A 16,141-nucleotide genomic window follows, 5' to 3' on the forward strand; every position below is an offset into this window, starting at 1 on the left:
ACCGCTCATGCCGCGGACAGTGCGGAGCGTGCTCGCTAGCGCGGGCATGAGCTAACGGTTAGGTGCCTCTTGTGTGCGTCGCCAACTGCGCACGGTCCACACTCCGAGCGCGACCAGCAACAGCACGCCGCCCACGATCAGCCATCGCGGTCCGGGCGGCTCTGGAGCACGTAGCCACAGGATGTCGAGGATGAAGAGCGCGACGAACGGGAGCACCACGAGCGCCCTGTACTCCCATGCCGAGAACATGCGGTCAGAGTAAGCGATGTCGCTGCCCCTCCCCTGCAGCGAGTATCCGCTTCTGCCGCGATCCGACCGCTCGTCGGATGCCTATTGGCCCCGCGATGCCAGACGATTCAGCCATGACCGCCACAGCGACGGATGGGTCCGTCGCCAGTTGCTCAGCTTCATCACTCGCGCGGCACCGACAACCTCCGCCAGGGCCGTCCGCTGCTTGTCCGTCAGCCAGGTCACGTATGACATGCCTTCGTCCGAGAGGCTGGCGATTGCAACGTTGTCGGCGTACCAAAAGGTCGCATCGCAACCCTCCTGCGTGAGCTCGGCATCGAGCCGGCACTGCCCTTGTAGTCCTCGAACTGCACCGCATCCACCGGAACCACCAAGAGTCGTCCGGTGAGCGACATGCCGGATCCCCGCTTGCGTCGTTGGTAAGGGTTTGGTCAAGGATCGTCGGTCGCCCTGACAGTTAGTGGACTAGGCCCGATCCGGCTGGGACTGTCGTAGAGCGGACAGACCCCCGACCAAGCCGGTCGGTGTCACGGGAGGCGTTGGAGGACAACAGGTTCCGTTCGCAGGCACCAAGGCCGGCACGTGTGTGACCCGTGCGCCGGTCAGTCATGCCAGGGGTGACCCAAGTACCGGGTGTGCCGTGCGGACGGGTCACAGAAGTTTTCGCTCGCACGGCACACCCTTCATCGGGAAAGGGGGCCACCAATGCGCACGACCAACGACACCGTCTCGGGTCGAAGGGTGCCACCCCCGCCGGAGGAACGGGCCCTGGAGTTCCCCGACCTAGCCCCGGAGGTCGAGGCGCAGCTCGTCGCCAGACTGATCTCCCCAGACTTCCGCGAGTGGTCGACCACCGTGGCCCGGGTCGGGTCGTGCGCACACCCGGTCCGCCTCGTGGGCCACACGCGAACCTTCGACAAGACCACCGGCGAAGTCATCCGCTCCTACTCCTCCCACCTCGACGAACCAACCGGGATCACCTACAAGCGATGTGGCAACCGCCGAGCCTCCGTCTGCGAGTCCTGCTCACGTCAGTACGCCGCCGACACGTTCCACCTCATCCGGGCCGGGGTCGCCGGAGGCAAGGGTGTCCCCACCACGGTCGGTGACAACCCTTTGGTGTTCTCGACCCTCACCGCCCCCTCCTTCGGCCCCGTGCACGGCACACGGGCGAATGGTGGTCGGTGCCGCCCCCGCCGCGACGACGGCACCCGCTGCCCGCACGGGCGCCGCACCTCGTGCATGAGCATCCACACCGATGGCGATCCCAAGGTGGGGCAACCCTTGTGCGTCGACTGCTACGACTACCCCTCCCACGTCGTGTGGCAGTGGTGGGCGCCCGAGCTGTGGCGCCGCTTCACCATCGCCCTACGCCGGCACGTCGCCGCGTACCTCGGCGTCCCGGCAACTGGCTTGGTCGACCGGACGACGGTGCAGTACGCCAAGGTCGCCGAGTACCAGCTGCGCGGCGCCGTCCACTTCCACGCCCTGATCCGCCTCGACGGACCCAAGACCCGCGAAGGGTTCGCCCCCGCCCCACCCACCCTCACCGCACCGGTTCTGGCCGACCTCGTCGCCCATGCCGCGGCCGCTGTGCGGTTCACCGCCCCACCAGTCCACCCAGGCGACCACACCCGGACACTGGCGTTCGGTGTCCAGGTCGACACCCGCCCGGTCCGCACCTCCCGCAGAACCGACGACCCCGACCGCGAGCTCACCCCCGAGCAGGTCGCCGGCTACCTGGCCAAGTACGCCACCAAGTCAGCCACGGACACCACCACCACGAACACCGCCCACCTGCGCCGACTCCACGCCACCGCAGGACGACTCGCCCGCTACGCCACCGACACAACTCCCGTCCAGTCCGCGGGGACGGCTGTCGTTGATGAGCCCGGCCCCTACGACCTCCTCGGGAAGTGGTCCGCCTCCCTTGGGTTTCGAGGCCACTTCGCCACCAAGTCCCGGCGCTACTCCGTGACCCTCGGCGCCCTTCGCCGAGCCCGGCAACGAGCCCGGACCCGTATCGCCGAAGCCAACCGCACCGGGCGGCACCTCGACCTGCGCCAGCTCGAGACCGAGCTTCTCGCCGACGAGGACGACGACACCACTCTCATCATCGGCCAATGGGCCTACGCAGGAAGCGGCTGGGCCAACGAGGGCGAGACCGCCCTCGCCGTCGCTGCAGCCTCACGCGCCCGCGAGTACGCCCAAGAGCGAGTCCAGCGCAGATACGAGTGCTCACCCGATTAAGGAGAAGCTGATGAAGGACAGACCGGACCAGGGTTGGTCGCCCAAGGTCCTACCGATCGCACCAAACGAGCCTCTGTGGACGATCCATGACGTCTCGGTCTACTTGGGCGTCCCGACCGGCACGCTGTACCAGTGGCGCCATCGCGGGATGGGACCGCCCGCCGTGCGGCTCGGGAAACATCTGCGCTACCAGCCGGCCGCAGTGCGGGCTTGGGTCACGGAGCAGGTGGCCTGAGCATGGCCAGCATCACGAAGGACTCACGCAATGGGCGGTGGCTCGCCCGCTGGCGTGACCCACAGCACCGGCAACGCAAGAAGTCGTTCGGCAGGAAGGTGGACGCCGAGCGCTTCCTCGCGGCCCTCCTGGCTGAGATGAACCGTGGGAACTACCTCGACCCGGCCGCGGGAAAGGTGACCGTCGGTGAGTTCGCCAAGGTGTGGGTTGCGGGGCTATCGCACCTGAAGGAGTCCACCGCTGAGCGGTACCGAGGCATCGTCCGCAACCACGTCGAGCCGAAGTGGGGAAGTACCCGCCTGTCCAACGTGGCCCCGTCGGACGTGGCGGCCTGGATCGGTGAACTGACCGAGGGCGGATCGAGCCCGTCGACCACACGTCAGGTGCACAGGGTGTTCTCCCTAATCATGGATCTGGCTCTGCGCGACGGTCGGATCAGCCGCAACCCAGCCGCTGGGGTGCGCCTGCCCCGAGCGGTGCGGGGCGAACCACGATTCCTCACTCCGCCGGAACTTGAAGCCCTCGTCCGCGCGTCGGGCAATGGTGGTTTGGCCATTTGCATCTTGGCGTTCACGGGCATCCGTTTCGGAGATCTCACCGCCCTGCGCGTCGTGCGCGTCGACCTCACCCGACGCCGGCTGCACATCGCCGAGAGCGCCTCGGAGATTGGCGGCCGACTCGTGTGGAGCACGACCAAGAACCACCAGACCCGATCAGTTCCCGTCCCACCAGGCCTCCTCCCCCTGCTCGAGGAGGCTGTCGCGGGCAAAGAGCCCGGCGACCTCGTCTTCATGTCACCCCTCGGAGGTCCCCTGCGGCTAGGCAACTGGCGTACTCGCGTCTTCGACCCGGCGTGTGCCCAAGCTGGAATCGTCGGTCTGACTCCCCACGACCTGCGGCACACGGCCGCCTCTTTGGCCATCGCCGCAGGGGCGAGTGTCAAGGCGGTCCAGCGGATGCTTGGACATTCGTCGGCCGCCATGACCCTCGATGTCTACGCCGGGCTGTTCGGTGACGACCTTGACTCAGTGGCGGCCCTGCTCGATGCGCATGTGCCACAAATGCGCCACAGCGGCGAAATCACTGCCGCCCCGGGAGGCCGAAATGACGCCGCGTAGGGCATAGACCTCGACAAACGCTGTGTGGGGCAGGTCGGGCTTGAACCGACGACCGACGGATTATGAGTCCGCTGCTCTGACCGACTGAGCTACTGCCCCGGCACCAGCTCGGCCTGCACCGGCTGGGCGCCGCGAGCCTACCCGCAGCTCGGCGGAGCGGGACATGGGCTGCCCCCGCCCTCGACGTGGGACAGACCCGGGAGCCGGGGAGCGGCCGGAGGACAAGCACGCATACGGCTCGGGGACAAGCCCTGAGCAACACACTCGCCCGAACGTCCAGAAGTCGTCGCCGAAGCGCCTATCTGGGAGGTCCGCGCAGGATCGGCTTGGCTAAATTATGGGCTACCCCGTGCAGGACTGCTGTGGCCGACAGCGGGGCGCCGTGAGGCGAAACCCGTTGACCCAAGAACCGATCGGACCGTATGCGCGACCAGGTGACGCCCCTGCGCCTTCTTCCCGGGGAGGTGCAGGCCCAGGACACGAGGGTGGTCCTGGTGCGCGAGGTGCTCGCGGGTGAGTCGGTCTCGTGCGTGGCCGGTCGTGGCGACGTGGACCCCGTCGTGCTCCACCGCTGGGTCCAGCAGTTCGTCGACGCCGGCACCCGGGCCGTGACCAATGCGCCGGACGCACAGGCCGCTGCGCAGAGGGACCGCTTCCTGGCTGCGTTCGCCCACGAGCTGCGCACTCCCCTCGCGGTGGGCCGCGGCTGGCTGGACGTCATCGCCGATGGTGACCTCCCACCACAACAGCTCGACTCCGTCATGGGACGCCTGCAGAAGGCATACCTGGCCCTGGAGAACCGGATCAACGACGTCGAGCTGCTGGTCGCAGCGTCCCTGGGGCGGCTCACCATCCGCCGCGAAGCGGTGGCTGCTTCTGCGCTCTTCGAGGCGTCCGGCCTGCACCCGCAGTCCCCCTCCCACCACCCGGCCTTCGTCGATCCTGACCTGTTCACCCGTGTCCTGCGCGACATGTGGGGCGCCGCCAACCTCGAGCCGGCGCCGAGCACCGTCCAGGTCGAGAGCCACGAGACCACGACCTGGACCGAGTTCCGCGTCACGCGCACCGGATCGCCGTTGTCACCTTCGCGGCTGCAGGGGCTGTTCGAGCCCTTCGACCTCGATGACGACACCTCCGGAATCACCTTCGGCCTCTACCTCGCCCGTGCCCTGACCGTGGCCCACGGCGGTGTCATGGGCCTGGAGCAGACCGACGAGACCCTGGTCCTCTGGGCCCGGGTGCCCCGACCCGCCAACCACAGCACACCACCGATGAAGGGAACCTGAGATGACTTTTCGACTAGCCTGCGGGGACGTCATGCCGGGGTGCAACGCGCACTTCGAGAGCAACGACCGCGACAGCCTGATGCAGGAGGTCGCGGCGCATGCGTCCGTCGACCACGGCCTGCACACGATCGACGCGGCCACCGCGGACACGGTGGCTGCACACATCCGCGCCGCCTGAGCCACTCCAGCCCGGGGGTGGGCAGGCGCCAGCACCGCCCAGCATGCGAGATGTCCCGGTTCATGACAGCTCCTGGAGTATGCAGTTGCCCCGCGCTGGGCAAAGGTCCGGTCAAGGCACTGCTGTCACCGCAGGGGCAGGCGTAGCGTTGTCTGTGTCGGAGGGCCTAGCGCACCCCCACTCCAAGCGGCGAAGCCCCCCGACACCGTCGAAGGTCCTGGCTTCATCCGCCGCGGACCCCGGCTGCGGCCGACACCAGGGGTAGGTCGCACGTCAAGCGCCTCCGCCACTCCCGCTCTGGGACAGGCGGAGGCGCTTTCGTCGTCAGCGGTCAGCAGGCGGTGACGCGATACAGCGTGAGCCGTCCACCATGGGCAACCGGCTCGAACCCCGGCGTGTTGGCGACGTCCAGGCCTCCGTACCGAGCTTGGCGCCAGTCGCCCTTCCAGAACGACACGGGCCCGGCGAGCACGTAGCCCAGCCGCAGGCGCCGCACCGCGGGGCACACCTCACGGTCGCTCCCGGCCGCGGACAGGTGCAAGGCCACGATGGTGCGGTCCGGTCCCCAGCTGCCCTGCAGGTGGGGGTACAGCATCGTGCGGTCACCCAGTGGCGCTGCGAGCACCGAGCCGTTCCAAGGGTTTCCCGCGACGGTGGTGCCAGCCGGCACGAGCTGGGGCAGGCGCTCCAGCAGGGCCTGCTCGTCGGGTCCGACGATGTCGTGACTCGAGTACCAGGTAGCGACCACGCTGCTGTCGGCCCCCGAGTAGACCCCACCCGAAACGACCGCCAGCGCGACGGCCGCACCGACGACTGCCCACTCGCGACGCCCCCGACCAAGAGCCCCGAGCCGAGCAGTGACACCTGACACGAGCGACTCCAGCCCCAGTGCCGCCAGCGGCACGGCCAGCACGCCGACCAGGGCTGCGAGGCGGAAGGGGTCGTCGTACCACGGCCCGCTCAGGGCCCGAGCGACGGGACCGTCGCTGCCCGCGACGAGGACGAACAGGGCGCCGGCAGCGACGTGCGCCACCACCAGCCAGCGCGTCGAGGTCCGACGCCACGCTGCCACCAGCCCGACCAGGACCAACAGGGAGGCCAGCCAGGGCACGGGCGTCCTCATCGGAGCCGACAGGATCCACTCCCCCGCGGCCTGCGCCATGGTCTGGCCGGACGGCCAGCTGATTGCCCGCGTCGTGTCGAAGACCGGCGACCACACGACCAGCCACAGCTCCACGGCCACCACGCCCACCGCGCCGGCGGCGACGACGAGGCGCCGGGCAGTACTCGTCCTCGGCGCAGAGACCCACTGCCAGCCCGCGACGATCGCAAGGACGGTGACCAGCAGCCCGGCACTCAAGATCGCGTTGGGATGAGCGAGCAGCACGCCCGGCAGCAGGGCGAGACCGACGACTCCCGCACGGAGCCGCCCCGGGTCGCTCACGGCCGGCTCCCCGTCAGGCCCAGGCTCCTGGACACCGCGCTCGGGGACCCTGAGCACGCTCACCGCACACGCGAGTACCGCCGGGATGAGCACCGTGGCGAGGGCGTTCGGCCACAAGGTGCCGTAGGACAACAGCATGAGCGGGCTGGCGGCGAAGGCTCCGGACAGCACCCCGCCCGCAACCAGGACCCCCGGACGAGCACCGATGGCCTGCCGGATGAGCAGCACGCAACCCCAGGGCCAGACGATCCCAGCGATGACCACCGACACGGCACTGGCCGAGACCACCACCCCTGCACCACTGAGCTGGTCGACGAGGATGGTGACGTCATGCCAGGCCGCCGGGTAGAACCCCATCGACCGCCCGGGGGCCGCGACCGTGCCCAGTGCGAGGGAGGAGGCGTCACCGGTCTGCAGCGCGTGCCAGACCGCGTTCAGGTGGAACACCGCGTCGAACGTCTGGGGGAACACTTCGGGCTTGCCGATCCCCCGCATCACCGCAACCGCCGCGCACACGCCGCCGACCACGGCGCCGGCAAGACCGGCAGCGTCGGCGCCACGGCTACGGGTGATCGGCTGTCTCTCTCGGAGGCCGAAGGCACGGGCTGCCACGAGAACACCGCCGAGGGCCGCTGCCAGGACCACGGTCCCGACGGCGACGACCAGGACGCCGAACGGCACGCCGACGAGGCCTGCCACGACCGCGGACACGGAGATGACCGTCACCGACAGCGGCGGTGCCAGGGCGATGGCCGGTATGCCGCGCAGCCCCGCTACGAGGGACACCACCAGTCCGGGGAGCACGAGGACTCCAGCGGCAGCCACCAGGGCCGGCCACGCCGCGTACCAGGAGCTCAACCTGCCACCCGCATGGCGGCCACGGCTTCTCCCACCGAGGCGTCCACCATCATGTGGCCCCGATCGAGCACGACACCGCGGTCGCAAAGTCGCTCGACGAGGGGGAGGTCGTGGCTGACGACGACCAGGGTGCGGCCCTCGGCACGCAGCAGCTCGATCCGTTCGAGACACTTGGCGCGGAACGCCTCGTCACCGACGGCAAGGATCTCGTCGACGAGGAACACGTCCGGCTCGGTGTGCACGGCCACGGCGAACGCGAGCCGCAGGAACATGCCCGAGGAGTAGAAGCGCACTTGGGTGTCGAGGAACTGGCCGATGTCGGCGAAAGCGACGATGTCGTCGAACCGCTCCTCGATCTGGGCGCGCTCGACGCCGAGGATGGAGGCGTTGAGGTAGACGTTCTCCCGGCCGGTGAGGTCGGGATGGAAACCGGCGCCGACCTCGAGGAGCCCCGCCAGCCGCCCACGCACCCGGACCTCCCCGCTGTCGGGCGTCATGACCCCGGCCACCAGCTTGAGGAGGGTGGACTTGCCCGACCCGTTGCGGCCCAGCAGACCGACCGCCTCGCCCTGGGTGATCGTGAGGTCGAGCGGGTGCAGCGCGGTGAACTCGTCGCGCCGAGCCCGGCCCTGGAGGGTCCAGACGACACTCTCCTTGAGGGAGTGTGTGTGTCGGAGGCTGAAGTGCTTGGAGACGCCGTCGATCTCGACGGCGGAAATCGGGGCGCCCATCAGAGCTCCTGGGCAAAACGGCCCGACAGCCTGCGGAACACCCACTGCCCCAGGGCCAGGAGGGCAATAGCCACAGCGAACGACACCATGACACGCGTACCCAGGTCCGGTGGGAGCGATGCCGCGTTCCCCGGTGACGCGTTGGCCCACGTGCCGCGGTGCACGAGCTCGACGGCGACCGTGAGGGGGTTCGACTGGTAGATCGCCAGCAGCACGGGGTAGGGGCCGAGCAGGTCGGCGACCCGTTGCCACGGGTACAGCACGGGACTGGTCCAGATGATCACCATCAGCACGAGGTCGACGACGTTCTCCACGTCGCGGAACAGCACGTTGACGGCGGCGAGGAGCAGGCCGAGCCCGAGCGACAACAGGGCGACCAGGGCGAGCGCCGCCACCAGGGCCAGCATGCCCACGGGGTCGGGCGCCCACCCAGCGACGACCGCGCCGATGAGCAGGACGAGCAGCTGCGGGCCGAGGTGGACCCCTGCGACGAAGAGGCTGGAGACGGGGAACAGCTCGCGCGGCAGGTAGATCTTACGAACGAGGTCGGCGTTGGTCACGATGGAGCGGGTGGCGTTGCCGACCGCCTCACCGAACACGGTCATCACGACGAGGCCCCCGAAGAGGTAGACCGCGTAGTCGCCGATCGCGTTCTGTCGCAACACCAGGCCGAGGCCGACGAAGTAGACGCCGAACTGCACGGCGGGCTTGACGTAGGACCAACCGAGCCCCAGCACGGACGCCCGGTAGCGGACCCGCAGCTCCTTGCGCACGAGCAGGCTGAGCAGGAACCGACGGCTGGCAACTTCGCGCAAGCCACCGCCGCGACCCTGCACGACGAGCGGGTCAGCCGCCGCAGACGGGAGCGCGACCGTCACGGCTCGTCACCGTGATCGGGTAGCGGGAGGTCGAGCGTCTTGCGCCACGCGTCGACGCCCACGAGCTCCGGCAGGGCTGCGCGGTACTCGGCTGCGAGCCGCGGCCACTCGCGCAGCAGGCGCTGGTGGACGGCCGTGGCGCGGCGGGTGGCCGCCAGGACCTGGGCCCGGTCGCGGCGGTGCCAGGAGACGCCGGTGCCGTCGGTGGTCGAGACGAGAGCCGAGTCGAGCCTCGAGAGCGTCCACCAGCCGGCGTCCACTGCAGGGACCTCACGCTCGGGGCGCCGGCGCGACGACTCGGACACCGGGGTGAGCTGGCGCGCCATACCGAGCGCGGCGGTGACGAGGGTGGCGAGCTGGCCCACGGGCTTTCCGGTGCTGGGGTCGCGGCGGCGCGGCTTGCCGGGTCGGACCTGGGCGAAGGACGTCGGATCGGTCGCCACGCGAGCGTCGTCGAAGGCCGCCCGGGCCGCCCGCACCTCGGCGAGGGTGGTCCCCAGGCTCGAGTGAAGGCCGTCCGGTCCCTCAAGGACGTCGAGCAGCGCCCGCTCGCGCAGGTGCGCCGCGGAGTACTGCATCGCCATGAGGTGCTTGAGCTGGATGGCCAGGCTCTCGCGCACCATCCGTCCACCGTGCTCGAAGGGCGTGTGGAGCAGGGCGGCGACGAACCGGTTGCGTGCGTGGAAGTACGCCTGCCAGTCCACCGAGTCGTCCTTGTCGGTCCACGGCACGTGCCACACGGCCGCACCCGGCAGCGAGACCGTGGAATACCCGGCAGCCGCGGCCCGGAGGCCGAACTCGGCGTCGTCCCACTTGATGAAGACCGGCAGGGACAGACCCACGTCGCGCAGGACCGTGGTGGGTATGAGGCACATCCACCACCCGTTGTAGTCGGCCGAAGCACGGCGGTGCAGCCACGGGGTCGAACGCAGGTTGGACTCCGACAGGTCGTGGTCGTGCTGCGTCGCTGCGGCAGGAGCCCACCGGAACTGCCACGGCGCCACGCGCTCGGCGAAGGCGTGCAGGACCGAACGCTCGTACATGGAGAACATGTGACCACCGACGACGGTCGGGGTCCGGGCGAAGTCCGCGAACGTCACGGCACGGGCGACACCCTCGGGCTCGCACACGACGTCGTCGTCGAGCAGCAGGACGTGGTCGCTGCGGCCGACGTCGAGCGTCTCGAGCATGGCCCGGGCGAACCCACCCGAACCGCCAAGGTTGCCCTGCTCCACGACCCGCAGACGGCTGCCCAGGGCCGCCGATGCCGCGTCGAAGCCTGCGTCATCGCGCACCGGCTGCGTGCCCTGGTCGACGACGAGCACCTCGTCCACGACACCGTGCAGCTCCTGCGCCGAACCGAGCTGCTCGAGCAGCGCGGTGCAGTAGGCAGGGCGGTTGAACGTGGTGATGCCGACGGTGACCGAGCCGTGGGGCGGTTCCTCGGCCTCCGGGCGCAGATCACCGGACACCCAGTCCGCCTGCTCCAGGACGAGGTCGCCGCGACCGGCCACGAGGTCGAACCAGTACCAGCCGCCGTCACCGAAAGCGTTGAGCGGCAGGGTCACCCACTCATCTGCCGATCCGCTCAGCGAGCGTGACGTCACCCGGGCGACGGCCCCGCGGGCCGACGAACGATAGACCATGAGGGTGCCGTCTCCGGACGTCCTCACCCGGAGTCGGACTCCGGCCAGCACGCTCCACCGACGCCAGTACCCAGCAGGGAAGGCGTTGAAGTAGGTCGCGAACGACGCCCTCTGGCCGTGACCGAGCGAGTACGAGCGTCGCCCCAACACCTGGTCCGGGTTCTGGTCGTACGTGACCGGGACGACCGCGGCGCCACCCTCGGTCGCCACCGGCACCTGCTGACCATCCACATAGAGGGGCAGGACGTCGAGGTCGCCGTCGGTGGGGAAGACCACCCGGGCCAGGACCCGCTCCGAGCCCGTCATGCCGAAGCCCCCATCCGCGCGGAACCGGGCACCGGGGCAGGCGCCACATCTGACCCACGGCTCGCAGCCGCGCCGTTCAGCAGGCCGTCGAGGTCGTCGACGAGGCGCAGCGCCGAGGCGATCGCCATGTGCATGTCGAGGTACTGGTACGTGCCGAGACGGCCACCGAACGCGATGCCCAGCTCCCGCTCCTGCTCCACGAGCTCGCGGTAGGCCAGGAGTCGCGCGCGGTCCTCGGGGGTGTTGACCGGGTAGTAGGGCTCGTCGCCCGGACCTGCGCTGCGCGACCGTTCACGGACGATGACCGTCTTGTCCTCGCGGTAGTCACGCTCGGGGTGGAAGTGGCGGAACTCCAGGATGCGCGTGAAGTCGACGTCGCTGTCGGCATAGTTCATCACCGGGGCCCCCTGGAAGTCACCCGTGGGGAGCACCTCCCGCTCGAAGTCGAGCGTGCGCCAGCCGAGCGCGCCGTGGGCATCACCGAAGTAGCGATCCACCGGCCCAGTGTAGACGACCGGCACCTGCCCCCGGACGGCGTCGCGCGACAGGTCGTGGCCGGTCTGGAGGAAGTCGGTCTCGAGGTGCACCGAGATGCGCGGGTGGTCGGCCATCCGGCTCAGCCACGCGGCATACCCGTCGACGGGGAGTCCTTCGTATGTGTCGTTGAAGTACCGGTTGTCGTATGTGTACCGGACCGGGAGGCGGCTGATCACCTCGGCGGGCAGGTCCTTGGGGTCGGTCTGCCACTGCTTCGCGGTGTAGTCGCGGATGAAGGCCTCGTAGAGCGGGCGACCGATGAGCGAGATCGCCTTCTCCTCGAGGTTCTGCGGCTCGGCGTCGAGCTCGGCCGCCTGCTCGGCGACGAGCTCGCGTGCCGCGGCGGGACCGAGGTTGGAGCGGAAGAACTGGTTGAGCGTGCCGAGGTTGATCGGGAGCGGGTACACCTCGCCGGCATGGACCGTCCAGACCCGGTGCTGGTAGGACGTGAAGGCCGTGAAGCGGTTGACGTAGTCCCAGACCCGCTCGTTGGACGTGTGGAAGAGGTGCGCGCCGTAGCGGTGCACCTCGATGCCCGTGTCGGGATCGGTCTCGCTCCAGGCGTTCCCGCCCGGGTGGTCGCGCCGGTCGACGACGGCGACGTCGAGCCCGCGCTCTGCGGCTTGCTCGGCGACGGTGAGGCCGAACAGCCCTGCACCGACGACCACGAGGTCGGCCCTCATACGTCCCTCCTCTCACGGCGGAGGTGGCGGGCCGGGGGAACCGTCCCTCCCAGGACCTCACGGTCGACAGTGTCGCCGACGGTCCCAGTCGGCTGGGTGAACCTGTTGCGGTACAACGCCGTCCGCAGACGAACCGGGATCACCCGGTAGCCGCCGCGGACGACGACGTTGCGCACCATCTGCGTGGAGGTGGTGAACCCCTCGCGGTGCAGTCGCCGCTGGAGGCCGAGCTCGGAACGCAGCAGCCGCGCTCCCCCACGACGCTGGTACGACCCGGCGTCAACGCGGTAGAGCACGAGCGGGTCGGCCACATTGGCCACCACCGCACCGGCCTCGATCATCCTCGTGAACAACCAGTAGTCCTCGAGCAACGGCAGCTCGCGGTAGCCACCGGCCTGCAGGACCGCGGACCGTCGATAGACGACGGTCGGGTGGTTGAACGGGCTTCGCAGCCGGGCCTCGGCAGCAATCTGCGCCGGATCGGTGGGGGGGATGCGCAGCAGGCCGTCGGTGGGAGTCGCCTCGCCGAACTCGCGCATCCCGGCTCCGACGAGGTCCGCCCCGGCCTCGATCATGGGCAGCTGAACGGCGAACCGGTGCGGCAGGCTGATGTCGTCGGCGTCCATCCGGGCGACCACCTCGTGCGAGCAGGCCGACAGCCCGCACTGCAGCGCCTGGGCCAGGCCGACGTTGTGCTTGAGCTGCAGGCGTCGCACAGGCACGGGGCTGGAGGACTCGGCTCGCTCGAGCGCTGACGCCAGCTCCGGCCCGATCTGGCCGTCCTGGACGACCAGGACCTCCGAGGGTCGGAGCACCTGCTCGTTCACGGTGCTCTGGAAGGCCCTGACCAGGTAGTCGGCGCGGTCGCCGCGGTACACGGGCAGGAGCAAGGAGAAGGGAGTACTCACGATATCTACGTTAAGACGCCCACCCCAAGGGAACCTGAACAGAAAGAGTCCTGCGGGTGGACCAGCGACAAAGGGCGCATTCCGGCACTCCAGTCGCCATCATCGGTCGCCAGTTGTTCACCTGGCACCCAGCATCCCTTCAGCCTTCACGGTCTACCGTTGTGAGGGTGAGCAGACGACCTCATGAGCGGTCACCGTCCGTCGTGTGCGTCATCGTGACGTGCGACCGGGCCGAGCTCCTGCGCCGCTGTCTCGAGTCCGTCGCAGCCCAGCACCACCGCCCCGACCACATCGTCGTCGTCGACAACGGCAAGGAACCAGGGGCCGCCGAATCGCTTGCTGCGACAGGGATCCCGCACACGCTGCTCACCAGTGAGACCAACCTCGGCGGTGCCGGCGGCTACGCGTACGGCGTGTTGACCGCACGCGCGCTCGGCGCCGACTGGGTGTGGCTCGCCGATGACGACGGGCTCCCGGGATCTCCGTGGACCCTCGGTCGGCTGCTCGCCTGCGCCGCGGACCACGAGCTCGACGTGGTCTCCCCGCTGGTCGTCGACCAGGACGACCCCGACCGGCTCGCGTTCCCCCTGCGCAGAGGGCTGAAGTGGGTCCGTCGCCGCGCCGAGCTCGGCACCGAGGTCCTGGTGCCCAACGTCGCCAACTTGTTCAACGGCGCGCTCTTCTCCGCCCGAGCGCTGGACGTGGTGGGCATCCCGGACCCGCGCCTGTTCGTGCGCGGTGACGAGGTGGAGATGCACCGACGGCTGCGCCGCAGCGAGCTGCGGTTCGGCACCTGCTCGCCCGCGACATACCTGCACCCGCAGGGGCACCACGACTGGAAACCGCTGTGGGGCGGCCGGTTGACGGTGCTGGTCCCCGACGACTCCCTGCGGCGCGACCGGACCTTCCGCAACCTGGGCTACCTCACCTCACAGCCCGGCCTGCGGTGGCGGCGCTGGCCGGACGAGATCCGGTACGCCTGGTACTTCCTAGGGCAGGAACGCGACCTGGCGGGGTGGACCCGGTGGCATCGGCTGAGCCGCGCCGGACGGCACGAGATCTTCGAGGCAGGACCCGAGCGCTCGACCTCTCGGCACGTTGCCGTTGCATGACGGTACGGGTGCGGGTGCTCACCTGAGGGGGGCAAACCGGTAGGTTGCCGGACATGACGGAGCCCCTCGTCGTCCTCAAGGACGTCAACAAGCACTTCGGCGACCTGCACGTGCTGCGCGACATCAACCTGTCCATCGGCAGGGGCGAGGTCGTCGTCGTCATCGGGCCGTCCGGCTCGGGCAAGTCGACGCTGTGCCGCACGATCAACCGCCTCGAGACCATCGAGAGCGGCTCGATCACCATCGACGGCAAGACCCTGCCCGAGGAGGGCAAGGAACTCGCGCAGCTGCGCGCCGACGTCGGCATGGTCTTCCAGTCGTTCAACCTCTTCTCGCACAAGACGATCCTCGACAACATCACGCTCGGCCCGGTCAAGGCCCGCAAGACGCCCAAGGCGCAGGCCGAGAAGCGGGCCATGGAGCTCCTCGAGCGCGTCGGCGTGGCCCACCAGGCGCAGAAGTTCCCCGCCCAGCTGTCCGGCGGCCAGCAGCAGCGCGTGGCCATCGCCCGGTCCCTCGCGATGGACCCCAAGGTCATGCTCTTCGACGAGCCCACCTCGGCGCTCGACCCCGAGATGATCAACGAGGTCCTCGACGTCATGGTGAGCCTGGCCAAGGAGGGCATGACGATGGTCGTCGTCACCCACGAGATGGGCTTCGCCCGCAAGGCCGCCAACCGCGTCGTGTTCATGGCCGACGGGGCGATCGTCGAGGAGCAGGAGCCCGAGGCGTTCTTCACCGCGCCCGAGTCGGAACGCGCCAAGGACTTCCTCAGCAAGATCCTCACTCACTGACGCACGACCACTGACCCACGACCACTGACCTGCTCGACCGCGGTGCAACCAGCACGGCGATCCACACCCAGGAGGAAAACATGAAGGTTCGTCAGATCGGAGCCGTCGCCGCCGCATCGGTGCTCGCGCTCAGCCTGACCGCGTGCAGCGACAGCGCCAAGGACGGTGGCACCGGAGGTGGCAGCGGCAAGGCGTTCAAGGTCGGCATCAAGTTCGACCAGCCCGGCCTCGGTCTCAAGGAGGGCTCGAAGTACACCGGTTTCGACGTCGACGTCGCGACCTACGTCGCCAAGGAGCTCGGCCACGCGGCCGGCGACATCCAGTTCGTCCAGGCCCCCTCGGCCCAGCGCGAGACCCTGATCTCCACGGGTCAGGTCGACATGGTCGTCGCGACCTACTCGATCACCGACAAGCGCAAGGCCCAGGTGTCCTTCGGCGGCCCGTACTTCATCGCCGGTCAGGACCTGCTCGTGCGAGCTGACGACACGGCCATCAAGGGCCCCGACTCGCTCACCGGCAAGAAGTTGTGCTCGGTGACCGGATCGACCTCGGCGCAGAACGTCAAGGACAAGGTCCCCGGCGTGCAGCTGCAGGAGTTCGGCACCTACTCCGAGTGCGTCACCGCCCTGGTGTCCAAGGGCGTCGACGCCCTGACCACCGACAACACCATCCTCGCGGGCTACGCAGCGCAGGACCAGTACAAGGGCAAGCTCAAGGTCGTCGGCGCCCCCTTCTCCGAGGAGCGTTACGGCATCGGCCTCAAGAAGGGCGACAAGGCCACCTGCGAGAAGGTCAACACCGCGATCGCGAAGATGATCTCCTCCGGCGAGTGGCAGAAGGCCGTCGACACCAACCTCGGCCCGGCCGGGTTCAAGGTCGACGCCGCGACCAACCCGCCCAAGCAGGACGCGTGCGCCTGATCCACTGA

The 16,141-nt window shown here is 69.3% G+C and carries 15 protein-coding genes and 1 tRNA gene; 8 read left to right on the forward strand and 8 right to left on the reverse strand.

Annotation, left to right across the window (positions count from 1 at the left end):
- Positions 1-51: 51 nt before the first annotated feature.
- On the reverse strand, positions 52-249 hold the full coding sequence (locus tag ABEG17_RS00330; RefSeq protein WP_406831257.1) for a hypothetical protein: 198 nt from the start codon (positions 247-249) through the stop codon (positions 52-54).
- A 705-nt stretch (positions 250-954) separates the two neighbouring features.
- Here ABEG17_RS00330 and ABEG17_RS00335 point away from each other — a divergent pair.
- Genes ABEG17_RS00335 through ABEG17_RS00345 form a run of 3 tightly spaced genes read left to right on the forward strand, consistent with a single transcriptional unit; the run spans position 955 to position 3,852 of the window.
- Positions 955-2,499: a replication initiator gene (locus ABEG17_RS00335; protein WP_406831258.1), complete on the forward strand. Its 1,545-nt coding sequence runs from the start codon at positions 955-957 to the stop codon at positions 2,497-2,499.
- Positions 2,500-2,509: 10 nt separating this feature from the next.
- Positions 2,510-2,734 (forward strand): helix-turn-helix transcriptional regulator, encoded by a 225-nt coding sequence (locus ABEG17_RS00340; RefSeq protein ID WP_406831259.1) that lies wholly within the window; start codon positions 2,510-2,512, stop codon positions 2,732-2,734.
- Positions 2,735-2,736: 2 nt separating this feature from the next.
- Positions 2,737-3,852: a tyrosine-type recombinase/integrase gene (locus ABEG17_RS00345; protein ID WP_406831260.1), complete on the forward strand. Its 1,116-nt coding sequence runs from the start codon at positions 2,737-2,739 to the stop codon at positions 3,850-3,852.
- A 25-nt stretch (positions 3,853-3,877) separates the two neighbouring features.
- On the opposite strand, the gene ABEG17_RS00350 is transcribed toward ABEG17_RS00345, so the two are convergent.
- Positions 3,878-3,951, reverse strand: a tRNA-Ile gene (locus ABEG17_RS00350).
- Positions 3,952-4,274: 323 nt separating this feature from the next.
- Between ABEG17_RS00350 and ABEG17_RS00355 the strand changes: the two genes are divergently transcribed.
- Together ABEG17_RS00355 and ABEG17_RS00360 are read left to right on the forward strand one after the other, a co-directional pair.
- A complete protein-coding gene (locus ABEG17_RS00355) occupies positions 4,275-5,138 on the forward strand; it encodes a sensor histidine kinase (protein ID WP_406831261.1) in 864 nt (287 codons plus the stop codon).
- A gap of 1 nt (position 5,139) precedes the next feature.
- Complete coding sequence (locus tag ABEG17_RS00360) at positions 5,140-5,316, forward strand: DUF1059 domain-containing protein (protein WP_406831262.1); 177 nt, start codon at positions 5,140-5,142, stop codon at positions 5,314-5,316.
- Positions 5,317-5,647: 331 nt separating this feature from the next.
- Here the strand turns inward: ABEG17_RS00360 and ABEG17_RS00365 are convergent, their stop codons facing one another.
- From ABEG17_RS00365 to ABEG17_RS00390, 6 genes are read right to left on the reverse strand one after another with little or no spacing between them, the layout of a single operon-like run.
- Entirely contained in the window at positions 5,648-7,618 is a 1,971-nt protein-coding gene (locus ABEG17_RS00365; RefSeq protein ID WP_406831263.1) for a DUF6541 family protein, read from the reverse strand.
- On the reverse strand, positions 7,615-8,349 hold the full coding sequence (locus ABEG17_RS00370) for an ABC transporter ATP-binding protein (RefSeq protein WP_406831264.1): 735 nt from the start codon (positions 8,347-8,349) through the stop codon (positions 7,615-7,617). The genes ABEG17_RS00365 and ABEG17_RS00370 overlap by 4 nt, the downstream gene beginning before the upstream one ends.
- On the reverse strand, positions 8,349-9,227 hold the full coding sequence (locus ABEG17_RS00375; protein ID WP_406831265.1) for an ABC transporter permease: 879 nt from the start codon (positions 9,225-9,227) through the stop codon (positions 8,349-8,351). The genes ABEG17_RS00370 and ABEG17_RS00375 overlap by 1 nt, the downstream gene beginning before the upstream one ends.
- The gene (locus tag ABEG17_RS00380) at positions 9,224-11,179 is read right to left on the reverse strand and encodes a glycosyltransferase (RefSeq protein ID WP_406831266.1); all 1,956 of its coding nucleotides are present in this window, start codon (positions 11,177-11,179) and stop codon (positions 9,224-9,226) included. Before ABEG17_RS00380 ends, ABEG17_RS00375 begins: the two co-directional genes overlap by 4 nt.
- Positions 11,176-12,399: a UDP-galactopyranose mutase gene (gene glf / locus ABEG17_RS00385; protein ID WP_406831267.1), complete on the reverse strand. Its 1,224-nt coding sequence runs from the start codon at positions 12,397-12,399 to the stop codon at positions 11,176-11,178. The genes ABEG17_RS00380 and glf overlap by 4 nt, the downstream gene beginning before the upstream one ends.
- The gene (locus ABEG17_RS00390) at positions 12,396-13,307 is read right to left on the reverse strand and encodes a glycosyltransferase (RefSeq protein WP_406831268.1); all 912 of its coding nucleotides are present in this window, start codon (positions 13,305-13,307) and stop codon (positions 12,396-12,398) included. The genes glf and ABEG17_RS00390 overlap by 4 nt, the downstream gene beginning before the upstream one ends.
- 167 nt (positions 13,308-13,474) lie before the next feature.
- Between ABEG17_RS00390 and ABEG17_RS00395 the strand changes: the two genes are divergently transcribed.
- From ABEG17_RS00395 to ABEG17_RS00405, 3 genes are all read left to right on the forward strand, one after another.
- On the forward strand, positions 13,475-14,419 hold the full coding sequence (locus tag ABEG17_RS00395) for a glycosyltransferase (RefSeq protein ID WP_406831269.1): 945 nt from the start codon (positions 13,475-13,477) through the stop codon (positions 14,417-14,419).
- 53 nt (positions 14,420-14,472) lie between these two features.
- Positions 14,473-15,213 carry an amino acid ABC transporter ATP-binding protein gene (locus tag ABEG17_RS00400; protein WP_406831270.1) on the forward strand — a complete coding sequence of 247 codons (741 nt, stop codon included), beginning with the start codon at positions 14,473-14,475 and terminating at the stop codon, positions 15,211-15,213.
- Positions 15,214-15,293: 80 nt separating this feature from the next.
- Positions 15,294-16,133: a glutamate ABC transporter substrate-binding protein gene (locus ABEG17_RS00405; protein WP_406831271.1), complete on the forward strand. Its 840-nt coding sequence runs from the start codon at positions 15,294-15,296 to the stop codon at positions 16,131-16,133.
- Positions 16,134-16,141 lie beyond the last annotated feature (8 nt).

The sequence above is a fragment of the Pedococcus sp. KACC 23699 genome, from assembly GCF_045348425.1.
In the GTDB taxonomy this organism is placed as follows: Bacteria; Actinomycetota; Actinomycetes; order Actinomycetales; family Dermatophilaceae; genus Pedococcus.

Excerpts from the sequence above, each read along its gene's own strand:
- ABEG17_RS00330 (WP_406831257.1), bottom strand. The coding sequence starts at position 249 with ATGTTCTCGGCATGGGAGTACAGGGCGCTCGTGGTGCTCCCGTTCGTC.
- ABEG17_RS00335 (WP_406831258.1), top strand. The coding sequence starts at position 955 with ATGCGCACGACCAACGACACCGTCTCGGGTCGAAGGGTGCCACCCCCG.
- ABEG17_RS00340 (WP_406831259.1), top strand. The coding sequence starts at position 2,510 with ATGAAGGACAGACCGGACCAGGGTTGGTCGCCCAAGGTCCTACCGATC.
- ABEG17_RS00345 (WP_406831260.1), top strand. The coding sequence starts at position 2,737 with ATGGCCAGCATCACGAAGGACTCACGCAATGGGCGGTGGCTCGCCCGC.
- ABEG17_RS00355 (WP_406831261.1), top strand. The coding sequence starts at position 4,275 with ATGCGCGACCAGGTGACGCCCCTGCGCCTTCTTCCCGGGGAGGTGCAG.
- ABEG17_RS00360 (WP_406831262.1), top strand. The coding sequence starts at position 5,140 with ATGACTTTTCGACTAGCCTGCGGGGACGTCATGCCGGGGTGCAACGCG.
- ABEG17_RS00370 (WP_406831264.1), bottom strand. The coding sequence starts at position 8,349 with ATGGGCGCCCCGATTTCCGCCGTCGAGATCGACGGCGTCTCCAAGCAC.
- ABEG17_RS00380 (WP_406831266.1), bottom strand. The coding sequence starts at position 11,179 with ATGACGGGCTCGGAGCGGGTCCTGGCCCGGGTGGTCTTCCCCACCGAC.
- glf (WP_406831267.1), bottom strand. The coding sequence starts at position 12,399 with ATGAGGGCCGACCTCGTGGTCGTCGGTGCAGGGCTGTTCGGCCTCACC.
- ABEG17_RS00400 (WP_406831270.1), top strand. The coding sequence starts at position 14,473 with ATGACGGAGCCCCTCGTCGTCCTCAAGGACGTCAACAAGCACTTCGGC.
- ABEG17_RS00405 (WP_406831271.1), top strand. The coding sequence starts at position 15,294 with ATGAAGGTTCGTCAGATCGGAGCCGTCGCCGCCGCATCGGTGCTCGCG.